At 52.8% G+C, this 13,096-nt stretch carries 8 protein-coding genes; 4 read left to right on the plus strand and 4 right to left on the minus strand.

Features of this window, described 5'->3' with window-relative positions:
- The first annotated feature begins 653 nt into the window (after positions 1 to 653).
- Complete coding sequence (gene katG / locus ACO2Q8_RS20700; protein ID WP_423346761.1) at positions 654 to 2,927, plus strand: catalase/peroxidase HPI; 2,274 nt, start codon at positions 654 to 656, stop codon at positions 2,925 to 2,927.
- A gap of 108 nt (positions 2,928 to 3,035) precedes the next feature.
- Here the strand turns inward: katG and ACO2Q8_RS20705 are convergent, their stop codons facing one another.
- Together ACO2Q8_RS20705 and ACO2Q8_RS20710 are read right to left on the minus strand one after the other, a co-directional pair.
- A complete protein-coding gene (locus ACO2Q8_RS20705) occupies positions 3,036 to 4,526 on the minus strand; it encodes a glycoside hydrolase family 130 protein (RefSeq protein WP_423346762.1) in 1,491 nt (496 codons plus the stop codon).
- Between the two features lie 102 nt (positions 4,527 to 4,628).
- On the minus strand, positions 4,629 to 6,971 hold the full coding sequence (locus ACO2Q8_RS20710; protein ID WP_423346763.1) for a glycosyltransferase family 4 protein: 2,343 nt from the start codon (positions 6,969 to 6,971) through the stop codon (positions 4,629 to 4,631).
- Positions 6,972 to 7,205: 234 nt separating this feature from the next.
- Between ACO2Q8_RS20710 and ACO2Q8_RS20715 the strand changes: the two genes are divergently transcribed.
- Positions 7,206 to 9,569, plus strand: coding sequence for an efflux RND transporter permease subunit (locus tag ACO2Q8_RS20715; RefSeq protein ID WP_423346764.1), 2,364 nt, complete (start codon positions 7,206 to 7,208; stop codon positions 9,567 to 9,569).
- A 162-nt stretch (positions 9,570 to 9,731) separates the two neighbouring features.
- The gene (locus ACO2Q8_RS20720; RefSeq protein ID WP_423346765.1) at positions 9,732 to 11,252 is read left to right on the plus strand and encodes a GH3 family domain-containing protein; all 1,521 of its coding nucleotides are present in this window, start codon (positions 9,732 to 9,734) and stop codon (positions 11,250 to 11,252) included.
- A 92-nt stretch (positions 11,253 to 11,344) separates the two neighbouring features.
- Here ACO2Q8_RS20720 and ACO2Q8_RS20725 read toward each other — a convergent pair whose 3' ends face one another.
- Both ACO2Q8_RS20725 and ACO2Q8_RS20730 read right to left on the minus strand, forming a co-directional pair.
- Complete coding sequence (locus ACO2Q8_RS20725) at positions 11,345 to 12,010, minus strand: hypothetical protein (RefSeq protein ID WP_423346766.1); 666 nt, start codon at positions 12,008 to 12,010, stop codon at positions 11,345 to 11,347.
- A 136-nt stretch (positions 12,011 to 12,146) separates the two neighbouring features.
- The gene (locus tag ACO2Q8_RS20730) at positions 12,147 to 12,449 is read right to left on the minus strand and encodes a DUF4286 family protein (RefSeq protein WP_423346767.1); all 303 of its coding nucleotides are present in this window, start codon (positions 12,447 to 12,449) and stop codon (positions 12,147 to 12,149) included.
- Between the two features lie 160 nt (positions 12,450 to 12,609).
- Between ACO2Q8_RS20730 and ACO2Q8_RS20735 the strand changes: the two genes are divergently transcribed.
- Positions 12,610 to 13,068: a cytochrome B gene (locus tag ACO2Q8_RS20735; RefSeq protein WP_423346768.1), complete on the plus strand. Its 459-nt coding sequence runs from the start codon at positions 12,610 to 12,612 to the stop codon at positions 13,066 to 13,068.
- Positions 13,069 to 13,096 lie beyond the last annotated feature (28 nt).

Consider the following 13,096-nt stretch of genomic DNA (forward strand, 5'->3'; position numbering starts at 1 on the left):
TAATGAGCAAATGTCCAACATTGGTTACTATTTCTAAAAAAAATTAATAATAAAGGCACTATCTTGGAAAAAGACAATCTTTAAAGTTACCTTTTTGATTTTTCCGCTCACTCTAAATTTAAACTCACAAATAAAATCACCGAAATCATCCAACTCATTATCAAAGTATTAACTAAGCATTAATTTTTACGACTTAATGGTTCTGCCTTCGGAAGGTTGTTCGGTAACTGCCAGCCAGTTTCCCGCCGATTTTCCTGCTTCTTTTAAGAAGGTCAACTACAGGAAGCATGAAGAATTGGATAGCTTCGACCAGGCTCTAATGCAGGAATGAATGAGTTATTTTTTATATGAAGGCTAAAAAAGACGATTTTGACAACCATCAATGCAACTTTTCCGGATAGCGACTTTTTTGCTGTCCCATCCTTTCAATCAGGTATGGTGAAAAAGTATAAAAGAATTCTGCTTTTGGTAGGCTTTATTACGCTGTTGATCGGCAGGAAGGTTCTCAACTTGTCCGGATAAGACAGTAAATAGATTTTAGCTATTTGAATATAGAAATTATTGATTATGATTATGTTTTTCAAAAATATAATTTTAGCGCACTACATCCCATCGAGGCTGGTAGGTCATCATTTAACCATGAACGTATCGAAATGGAAAAGGAATCAACTGACATCAGTAAATGCCCGTTTCACAACGGCACCATGAAACACAATGTCGCCGGAGGTGGCACCCGAAACCGTGACTGGTGGCCCAACCAATTAAAACTGAACATCCTGCGTCAACATTCGTCTTTATCCAACCCGATGGATGAAGGCTTTGACTACGCCGAAGCCTTCAAAAGCCTCGACCTGGAAGCGGTGAAGCAAGACCTGCACGCGCTCATGACCGATTCGCAGGACTGGTGGCCGGCCGACTTTGGGCATTACGGCCCCCTGTTCATCCGCATGGCATGGCACAGTGCGGGGACGTACCGGGTGTTCGATGGCCGGGGCGGTGGCGGTTCCGGACAGCAACGGTTTGCTCCGCTGAATAGCTGGCCCGATAACGTGAGTCTTGATAAAGCCCGCCGTTTGCTGTGGCCCATCAAGCAGAAATACGGCAAAAACATCTCCTGGGCCGACCTGATGATCCTGGCCGGTAATGTCGCCCTGGAATCGATGGGTTTTAAGACGTTCGGTTTTGCCGGTGGGCGCGCCGATGTGTGGGAACCGGATGAGGACGTGTATTGGGGTGCCGAAACGACCTGGCTCGGGAATGAAAACCGGTACGCCAAAGGGGTTCCGGGCGTAGCCGAGCACGGTGTGGTCAGTTCGGATCAGGATGCGGACGGCGATTACCACTCCCGCAACCTGGAAGAACCGCTGGCAGCCGCCCACATGGGGTTGATTTACGTAAACCCGGAAGGGCCGGACGGCAACCCCGATCCCGTTGCGGCCGCCAAAGACATCCGGGTCACCTTCGGTCGCATGGCCATGAACGACGAAGAAACCGTTGCCCTGATCGCCGGAGGCCATAGCTTCGGCAAAACCCACGGTGCGGCCCCTTCGGAGAACGTCGGGAAAGAGCCGGAAGCGGCCGACTTGGAATTGCAGGGCTTCGGCTGGGCGAACAGCTTTGGTTCCGGTAAGGGCGCGGATACGATCACCAGCGGGTTGGAAGTTACCTGGACGAAAACGCCCACGCAATGGAGTAACAACTTCTTCGAAAACCTGTTTGGCTTTGAATGGGAATTGACCAAAAGCCCGGGTGGTGCGCACCAATGGGTGGCCAAGAACGCCGACAGCATTATTCCGGATGCGTTCGATAGCAGCAAAAAGCGTCGGCCAACCATGCTGACCACCGACCTGGCGCTGCGCGTTGACCCGATTTACGAAAAAATTTCCCGTCGGTTTCTGGAGAACCCCGACGCCTTCGCCGACGCTTTTGCCCGGGCCTGGTTTAAATTGACACACCGCGATATGGGTCCTCGCGCCCGCTACCTCGGCCCGGATGTTCCGGAAGAAGTGCTGCTGTGGCAGGACCCGATTCCCGCGGTGGATCACGTGTTAATCGATGAAAACGATAGTGCCGCCCTCAAAGCGAATATTCTGGCCTCTGGCTTGACCGTATCGGAACTGGTTTCGACGGCTTGGGCGTCGGCGTCAACCTTCCGCGGTTCGGATAAGCGCGGTGGAGCGAACGGAGCGCGAATCCGCCTGGCTCCGCAACGCTACTGGCGCGTGAACAATCCGACGCAGTTGCAAAAAGTGCTGGGTACCCTGGAAAGTATCCAGAAGGAATTCAACGAAACCCAAACCGGCGGCAAGAAAGTTTCGCTGGCCGATCTGATCGTGCTAGCCGGTTGTGCCGGTGTCGAAAAAGCCGCCAAGGATGCCGGGTACTCGATAACAGTTCCGTTTACGCCGGGCCGGATGGATGCCTCGCAGGACCAGACCGACGTCGAATCCGTGGGCTACCTGGAACCCCTGGCCGACGGTTTTCGGAACTACCGTAAAGCCAGCGGTTCGGCATCGACCGAAGAATTGCTGATCGATAAAGCCCAATTGCTCACCTTAACGGCGCCCGAACTGACCGTGCTGGTGGGCGGGTTGCGTGCCTTGGACACGAACTTCGACGGGTCCAAACACGGCGTCTTTACGTCGCGGCCCGGCTTGCTGACCAACGATTTCTTTGTCAACCTGCTCGATATGCGGACGGCCTGGAAAGCCGTATCCGCCGACCGGGAATTGTATGAAGGCAGCGACCGGGCCACGGGTTCCGTCAAATGGACGGCCACCCGGGCGGATCTGGTGTTTGGTTCCAACTCCGAACTGAGGGCGATTGCCGAAGTGTACGGCAGCGCCGATGGTCAGGATAAATTCGTCAAAGACTTTGTGGCCGCCTGGAATAAAGTGATGAACCTGGACCGGTTTGATCTGGCCTGATCGGCAGGCTTGAGCTGACTTTGGAACTTAAAAGCGAAAACCTTCCGAGTTTAGTGGGACGAGCCACTAACCGGAAGGTTTTTTTTATGTCCAGGGCCATTCCTTGATTTATGAATTCTGTGCTTCCGCCTTTACTTCAACCGGTTTTGAACGGCCGGTCAGGACTTCGAGCAATTCCTGCAAATTGACCGTGGCAAAGCTGCTGGCGTAGTCGGACATGGCGTACGGAATGATCAGATCGTTGCCGTTGATGACGCCCCCACAACTGTAAACCACATTCGGTACGTAACCTTCTCGTTCATTTTCGTCGGGGCTTAACAGCGGTTCAGTCGTCCGGCCAATTACTTTTGAGGGGTCGTTCAGATCGAGCAAAAAGGCTCCGATGGCATATTTCCGCATCGGCCCGACGCCGTGGCTCAACACCAGCCAGCCTGCTTCGGTTTCGATAGGCGAACCGCAATTGCCGAGTTGCACAAATTCCCAGTGATAGGTTGGTTTGAGCAGCATTTCCTTCGTCTGCCAGAAATACAGATCGTCGGAGTACATCAGGTAGATGTTTTCGCCGTCCTGCCGCGACAGCATGACGTACCGCCCGTTGATTTTCCGGGGAAACAGCGCCATGCCCTTGTTCTGAACTTCGGCCCCGTTTAAGGTGCTGACACTGAAATGCGTAAAATCCTTCGTCATCAGCAATTGCGGGAATGTCACCTGACCGTTGTAGGCCGTATACGTCGCGTAGTAGGTGACGTCGCCATCGTCGTCGACAAACCGAACGAAGCGGGCATCTTCGATCCCGTTGGTTTCGTTGGGTGAGGTCGGAAAAATACAACGTTCATCCAGGCTCTGATCTTCGTCAAAATCCAGCTCGTAGTTCGAGCGGGCCAGCGTTCGCAGACTACTGGCAATCGTTTCATATTCAGCGTGATGGCGATACTGAGTCAGTACCCGCTTCAACCGATCCTCCATTTCTTCCAGGGCAAACTCCTCCCCCAATCCGCTCATCATCATTTCCGAAATCGGATTCGACATCCGGAGTTCGTAGAGTTTACGCTCAAACTGCAACCGGTTGAAGCGGTGATTCGGAACGATTTCGGGAGATGTCACGTACCGCGACGGTTTGCGCAGCACGATCTTGCTGTCCTGATCAATGTACCCCATCCGGAACGTAATCGACGAAATGTGCCCTTCGCCGGTGGCCCGCATGCTCAGAATGAACCGCTTAAAACCGGGCGGCACATTGGTCTGATCGGGGTGCCAAACCATCGACGGGTTAAACAAGGCCGCCGATTCGAGCGAATATTCCATCGTGAAATAGGCCCCCAACAGCAGTTTTCGCTCCAGCGTCAGCGGTTCATCGGTTAATAATTGGGGCTTGATGTGTTCAAAGCGTTTCAGGAAAAACCGTTCCAGTTTGTAGTGCCGACTCCCAAATTCGCGAATCACTTCCGCTAGTTTGCGTTCAACCTCTTTCTCCGTCATGGCATTGACCCGTGCAATAATTTTCAGAATGCGGGTCGAACTACTGAGTTCAAAGGGGCGAAAGAGAACACGGGTCGGGTCAGGACGAAGTACAATGCCGGTGCGTGTTGCTTTTATCATAGAGGACTAAAAGTTGTGGACAGCCAGGTTATAGCATGAGGGACTGAACACCCGGCCTATTAGGACCCGGTTCACTCCCTCACACGTTTCTGCCTTCAACGATTAAACTAACAAGGTTAGTGCCGTATTTGCAATTTCGCTGTCTGAAATTTGTTTTTGTGTAATATGAAGCTCCGCGAGCGCCATCAGATACGCCAAAGTCGACTCAGCGCCCTGGTTCTGATTCACCCGGTCGACGTGCAAACCGTCGCGGCAACCGCCCGTGTTCGGGTCAAAAACCGATAGTCCCAGGTCGTTGTGGCCCGTAAACCACTTGAATATTTTCGTGGCCCGTTTCAGCCAGACCGTTTCTTTCGTGACGCGGTAAGCCGCCAGACAGGCCGATACCGATCCCTGGGCTTCTAGCGGCTGCTGGTCAAAATAGGCTCGTTGGGCTCCTTTTACGTAAAAACCGTTCGTGCCGATGGGTTGAAAGTAGCCCGTATTCGATGTTCCGGTGCCGGTCATTTGCAGGCTGATGAGCCAGTTGAGGGATTTGACACCCAGTTCCATCACGTTCGCATCCTGCAACGTCTCGCCGGCACAGATCAGCGCGTGCGACAATTTGGCGTTATCATAAGTGAGGTAGCCTTCAAACCAGGGCCATTCTTTGGAGGTGCTGTCATTGAATCGATTCACCATCTTGTCAACCAGTTGTTGCAACACGGTTTTCACCATCCGGTCGTTGCCAAATCGCTTCAGGTATTCGCAGGCACCCAGAATTCCGAAGGCCCAGGACCGGGGCGAGGGCAATTCCAGCAACGAAGGCAGGGCCTGATGCAGCATGGGCATGGCCCACGTAATCAGGTTTTTATCGGATGTCCGGCCGATGCAGGTTCCCAGCGCCCAGAGCGCCCGGCCCGTACTGTCGTCGGAGCCAACCTCTTCGAGCCAGCGTCGGTCGTAGCTCATGAAGTTCCGGAACTGTCCGCGGCCCTGCAAATAGGCATAATTCAGAAAGGCTGCGTACGTATCCTTCGACCGGGCCAGCTTGCGGTCGCCCAGCCCGGCTTCTTCCAGCATCACGGTCAGAATCAGGGCACGCGCATTATCGTCGGTGCAATAGCCTTCCTCGTAATGGGGTAAATGGTACCGCGCGTGCTGGATAATGCCCGTCGAATCGCTCAGGCGGTACAGATGGTCCAGCCGAACCGGTGGCAATTTGTAGGTCGCGTTGGTTCCACCGTTGAGAACCGCTAACGGGCTGCCCGGCAACGCAATCGGCTGCTGCCGCGCTTCCACGAAAGTCTGGGTGTATCGTTCCATCACCCGTTCCCAGGTCATGCTCCGGCCCATCATGTACGCTTTTTTACGCATGCCATGCCGGAGCGTATCGTCGCTCATCAGGTTCAGGATAGCCTCCGTCATGGCTTCCGAATCGTTGAACGGCACCAGAACGCCCCGGCCGTCGGCCAGGAGTTCTTCGGCGTGCCAGTACGGTGTTGATATTACGGCTTTTCCGCAGCCAAACGCATAAGACAGCGTTCCGGACGTGATCTGAGCCGGATTCAGGTAGGGCGTGATGTAAATATCAGCGGCTCCCAGAAATTCGACCAGATTATCCAGCTCAACAAACTGATTGAAAAACAGAACATTATCTTTCACACCACAATCAGCGGCCAGCTTTTTCAGGCTGTCGCGGTACACCTCACCCTGATCGCGGACGAGGTTCGGGTGGGTCGCGCCGAGTACAATGTATACCGTATTCGGAAAGCGCTCGACAACCCGTGGCAATGCCTTGATTACGTTCTCAATGCCTTTGTTGGGCGACAACAAGCCGAACGTCAGCAGCACTTGCTTACCCTCGATCCCGAACCGGTCTTTGTGAAAATGCGGATCGACAAACGGCATATCCGGAATCCCGTGGGCAATCACATCAATTTTGTCTTCCGGGACATCGTAAATATCTTTTAAAAACTGGCGTCCTTTTTCGCTCATCACGATCACCCGCGCCGACAGATCGGCGATGGTTTTGAGCACCATCAACTGATCCTGGTCGGGATTCCGCAGCACCGTGTGAAAAGTCGTAACGACCGGCATCGTCAGATTCCGCAGCAGTGTCAGGATGTAATTTCCGGCTGTTCCCCCGTAAATACCGTACTCATGTTGCAGACAAACCACCTCGGTATTCATCGAATTGAGAAACTCGGCGGCTTTTTTGTACGAATTCAAGTCGTGCTGGTAAAATTCATAACGGACTTCCTCCGGATAATCATAGCCCTCGGGTACATCGTTTACCGAAACCACCATCGCGGCCGAAGCCGGATAAAAGGTGGTGAATGATTTGTACAAATCCGACGTAAACGTCGCGATACCACACTGACGAGGCAAGTAATCGCCAATGAATGCGACACTCGTGGGCATGTGCACACTAGGCGCTACGTTTTGTAGGGTAGTGTAATTCATGATTATTTGGGGAAAAAATGGTAGATTAATTATCTCGAAAAAATCTAATTTTAAATTGTACTTGAAATTTGATCACATAAAGCAGGATTAATACATTAAACTAGAATATTGAATGACTTGTTTAGCCATTTTTGATTTTAGCGGCAGCCTTGCCGGTTAGAAGCAGCCGGGTATTATTCAAAAAAACTCACCCAATTTTAGTACCTTGCGCCCCTTACCTTTCGTTTGTTCTTGATGTTCTGGCACCGCGTTTCGGATTTCATTTTAAAAAACCGCCTTCTCCTGCTCATCTTCATTTTCGTCGGAACGGTTTTCATGGCGTACCAGGCGACACGCCTTCAACTTTCCTACGAAGTGGCCCGGATTCTTCCCTCCAACGACCCTGACTTTGAACTGTATGAATCGTTCAAGAAGCGGTTTGGGGAGGATGGAAGTGTGATGGTCATTGGGATCGAAACGCCGGATCTGTACAAATTACCGGTTTTCAACGGTTGGTACCAGCTCAATCAGGACCTCAAAAAGTCGGAAGGTGTCCAGACGGTTCTGTCGGCCGCCAGCCTGTTTCGGGTCGTTCGTAACGACAGCATCAAACAGTTTCAGTTTTTGCCGATTGTATCCCGCCCCCCCACTACCCAGGCCGAGGTAGACAGCATTCAGGCGCTGGTGGCTTCGCTGCCGTTTTACAAAGGCTTCGTCTCCGACAGCACTGGGCGGGCCCATCTGATGGCCGTTACGTTCGATTCTAAAAAGCTGAATACCAAAGACCGCATCGGCTACGTGCTGGAAATCGAGAAAAAAGTACGGGCGTTTGGGGCCAAATTCAATATTCCAATTCATATGTCCGGAATGCCTTACATCCGGACCAAATTCACGGGCAAGGTCAGTAACGAAATGGTGCTGTTCATGGCGTTGGCCTTTGGCGTCACGGCGGTTATTCTCCTGTTTTTCTTCCGGTCAATTGTGGCGGTTTTGGCCGCCATCAGCATTGTCGGCGTCGGCGTGGTCTGGTCGCTGGGCTTTCTGGTCCTGTTTGGCTACAAAATCACGCTGCTGACCGGTTTGTTACCGCCCCTGATCATCGTGATCGGCATTCCGAACACCATCTTCCTGATTAACAAGTATTTCGAAGAATATAGCCAGCACCACGACAAAACCCGGGCGCTGAACATCGCCACCGAAGCCATCGGCGAGATGACCTTTTTTGCCAATGTTACCACCGCCATCGGTTTCTTTGTGTTCTATTTTGCCAGCAGTCCGATGCTCGCGCAATTCGGGTTGGTGGCCGCGCTGGGCGTGGTAGTTACCTACGCCATCTGCCTGATTCTGATTCCGATCGTGTTTGGGTATTTGCCCGAACCCTCGTCGAAACAGCGGGGCCATATGGAAAGCCGCTGGCTGGTCAGCTTCCTGACCTGGGTGAACCACACCGTCCACTACCGTCGACGGACGGTTTATGCGATCATCGGGATTCTGGTGGTTGTGAGCCTGATCGGGGCCATGCGGATTCAGGCCGTGGGCTACGTGGTGGATGATTTGCCCAAAAACGACCCGATTTATACGGATCTTAAATTCTTCGAAAGCAGCTTCCGGGGCGTTCTGCCGTTCGAGGTTTCCGTCGATTCGCGCCAGCCGGGCCGCATCCTGACGCCCCCCACCTTGACCAAAATGCGGTTATTGCAGCGGGAATTTGAGAAATACCCGGAATTTACGCGCCCGCTCTCGGTGGTCGAAGCCGCCAAGTTTTTGTACCAGGCCTATCGCGGGGGCGACCCGAAATATTACGTGCTGCCCGGCGCGCTCGAAATGGGAAAACTGGCCGCCTACGCCCCCCAGATGCAGGGCCAATCCAATCTTTTCAAAGGCTTTCTCGACAGCACCCGCCGGTATACGCGCATTAGTTTTCAGATGGCCGATGTCGGCACGGTTCGCATCCGGGAACTGTTGACGAAGCTCCAACCCAAGGTGGATTCCATTTTCAACATCGACCGCGAAACCGGTCAGCGCGTGTCCAACGGCGATATGTACGACGTCCGGATTACAGGCAGCAGCGCCATTTTTACGAAAGGCAACGAATACCTGGTCGATAACCTGAAAGAGAGTGTTTACCTGGCGGTTATTCTCATCACGGCCCTGCTGGCACTCTTGCTGAAAGACATCCGCACGGTGATCATCTGCTCGCTGCCCCGCATTGTCCCGCTGATCATCACGGCCGGCATCATGGGGTATTTCGGTATCCGGCTGAAACCGTCGACGATTCTGATTTTCAGCGTGGCCTTCGGGATTGCGTCGGATGGAACCATTTACTTCGTGGCCCGGTATCGGGAGGAACTCCGGCGCGGTCTGGGCATCTCGAAAGCCATCACCAACACGATTCACCAGGCCGGAATCAGCATGATTTACACGGCGTTCATCCTCTTCGCCGGATTTGCCATTTTCGCCTTTTCCACCTTCCAGGGAACCGTAGCGCTGGGTGTTCTGGTGTCGATCACGCTGTTGATGGGTATGGCCGCCAACCTGATTCTGCTCCCGGCGTTTCTACTTTCGCTCGACAAACGGACCAGCCGCAAGGAATTGATCGATAACGAAAAGGCGGTTTAACTCGACTACTTACCCCAACCCCCTAAATGGAGCTTCGCCAGTTTTAAAAGTCCGGCAGCGGCCGACCGTCCTTTAGGGGTTGGGGTGAGTAATCGATAATTCCCCAAGAACAAACCGCCCCAAACCGGGTTTATCGAATGAATCCTATTCGATCAAACACCGATGGCAGTTATTGGCGAGTTAATAAAGAAAGCAATTGACGTGTATGGCCTGATCACCTCGGAACCTGATCCGGCAACGGCGCAACGAGAGGTTCTCCGGCACCTGATCACGAAAGCCCGGCTGACGGCTTTCGGAAAAAAACACCAGTTTTCCGACCTGCTGACCAGCGACGATCTGGTGAAGGCTTTCCAACAGGCAGTTCCCGTTCATGATTACGACAAACTCTATACCGACTGGTGGCATTATTTGCTCGAAGGCCACCAAAACGTCACCTGGCCCGGCGGGCAGCAATACTTTGCCCTGAGCAGCGGCACCACCAGCAACAGCAAAGCCATTCCGGTGACGGACGATATGCTCGAAGCCATTCGGAAATCGGGCATTCAGCAGGTGATGAGTCTAAAAAACTTCGATCTTCCGTCCGACTTTTTTACCAAACAAATTCTGATGCTGGGCAGCAGCACCAGCCTGATCGAGAAAGACGACCACCAGGAGGGCGAGATCAGCGGCATCAGCGCGGCCAACCTCCCGGCCTGGTTCCGGACGTTTTACAAACCGGGTATCGAGATTGCGTCCATCAAAGACTGGGACGAAAAAGTGCGGAAGATTGCCCAGGAAGCCCCGACCTGGGACATTGGCAGCCTGAGCGGCATTCCATCCTGGGTGGAGATGATGCTGAAAGAAATCATTACCTACAACCGACTGTCGAACATCCACGAAATCTGGCCGAACCTGCACGTCTATACCACGGGCGGAGTGGCGTTTGAACCGTACCGCAAAAGCCTCGAAAAACTCTTTGCCCGACCGCTAACCTACATCGACACCTACCTGACCTCGGAAGGCTACCTGGCGACTCAGAAACGGCCCGATACGTCGTCGATGGCGCTGATTCTGGACAACGGCATTTTCTTCGAATTCGTCCCGTTTACGGACGAGAACATGGACGAAAACGGCCGGGTAAAACCGGATGCCCGGGTGCTGTCGCTGGAAGAGGCTGAGGAGAATACGGATTACGTGCTGCTGATTTCGACGGTTTCGGGCACCTGGCGGTACATGATCGGCGACACGGTGATGATCACTGATAAACAACGGTCGGAGATCAAAATAACCGGCCGAACCAAGCATTTTCTGAACGTCGTCGGTGAGCAACTGTCGGTTTTTCAGATGACACAGGCCATGCAAAAATTGCAGCAACAGTTTGATATTGAGATTCAGGAATTTGTGGTGGCCGCTGTCCGGAAAGATGGGGAATACATCAACAAATGGTTTATCGGTTCCGACCGAACCGCCGACGATCAGCAGGTGGCCGCTGCGCTGGATCAGGCGTTGTGTGAAGCCAACAAAAACTACAAAGTGGCCCGCAGCAAATCCTTAAAGGGTGTTGAAACGGAAGTAATTCCGGTGGAACACTTTTACCGCTGGAGTGAAGAATACAAGAAGTTGGGCGGCCAGGCGAAGATTCCGCGGGTGATGAAAGAGGAAGATTTTCGGGAGTTCGAGCAGTACATTAAAGCGCTAGCCTAAGGCGCGTTTCGGCTGCTTCTGCGATGTCCTTCAGCGCCAGCCCGTCGCTACGGTCGCAGACCCTGACTGGGCGGGAATGAACTCAACCGCTGTCAGGGTCTGCGACCGCTGACAGGGACTTGTCTTTGTTTCTGTTCGGCCACTTTCGCTTCTTCCAGCTTTTTGACCTGTTCTACGATCTCCTCCGGCGAAACGTAGAGCCGGGCGATTTTGTCCTTGTACGTTTGCGGCAATTCAGCATGATCGAGAATAAATCGTTTGGTTTCTACCAGATACGGGCCAAGCCCGCGCTCAACGGCGTAGGTATCGGCAATCCGCTCGACTTTTCGGACGTACGCCGGTGAGAACACATAGGAAATTCCGAAACCGACCAGCCCGGCGTTGCTACGGTTTTCGTAATCCATGATGTGGCCCAGTTCGTGCCCAATCCAGCCGATCAGGATGACGTCGGGAAGCTGGTGAATGGGCACCACGGAATGCGTCAGCCGAAACACGGCGCTGATGTTAATCCGGTAGGCCCGGTTTTCCCGGCCTTGCAGAATGGTCCGAAAAACCGGCTGCGCCTGCATGACTGATGACTTGATCCGACGCTTAAAGACAAACCGGATGACGGTATTTTTTAGCTCGGGATAAAACGAGAGCGCCGTCAGCACCTGCTTTTCGATTACCGCCGGAATCGTTTTATTTGTTTTGAACACGGCCAGTTCGGGCGGTATGTCCGGCTTTTTTGTAACAGGTTTGGGTGTTTGTCTCTCCATAAAAGATACCGATTTCTATATCAGGTACCTTTCTAACGGTTTCCCGCCCGATTGGTTTAGCCGGATGGCATCGTTAACCGTCAAACGTTAAACCGCACTGGCGGCCCGGCTCAAACCTTAAACGATCAAACATTCTTCACACTTCTTCCAGCAAACTCTGGAACGTGACATACTGGTTGGCGTATCGCTGCTGGATTTTATCCATTAATTCATCCGAGTGAAATTTCTGAAACCGGAAGAAATCCAGTTTGGAGCGAAACGAGAACTGGAAAGTGTAGGTCGCGCCGTTGTTATCAACTTCCGTCAGCAAATGCAAAATTTTGTGGTCGAGCGGCAAACCGGTGGCCAGGATGGCGGGGACATGCTCGGCCCGCATCCAGTGAATCCATTCCCGCTCGATGGCTTTATCAATATTGATGGTCAGGTTGTAAAGAATCATTTTTAGAGAAAAGAGATAAGACAGGAGAGGAAAGAAAGTGTCCCTCGCCAGTACATTAACAGCAAAGTTGGCGGTTTTGTCCGGAATCTTCCATCAATTCTCGTCCGTCGTACGGCCAAATGTTGTTTCTTTGTCGTACGACAAACATCTTGCTCACTCCATGTATAATGCACTGCTTCATGCCCACTCGGGACTCCGCTGGGTTGTTTTACTTCTGTTGCTAGCCGCCATCGTCACCTCGTTCCGGAAGTGGCAGGCCCGCGATGAGTACACAGCGGGCGACAACAAACTGTACTTGTTCACCCTGATTGCTACGCATACTCAGTTTCTGATTGGCCTGATTCTCTACTTCATCAGTCCCAAAGTGCCCATCTTCGGCGGTGGCATGTCCTTCGGCGAAGTTATGAAGGAAAGCATTTACCGGTTTTATACCGTCGAACACATCACCGGTATGCTGATCGCCGTCGTTCTGATCACGATCGGCCGGTCGAAGTCGCGTCGGATGGGAGGGCCTATCCAGAAACACCGCACGGTTTTCACCTTCTTCGGGCTGGGTCTGATCGCGATTCTGATCTCGATTCCCTGGCCGTTCCGGATTCCGGGCGCTGGCTGGTTTTGACGATTGATCCATGAACAACAGACGATCG

The organism is Larkinella sp. VNQ87, from assembly GCF_049445795.1.
GTDB lineage: Bacteria > Bacteroidota > Bacteroidia > Cytophagales > Spirosomataceae > Larkinella.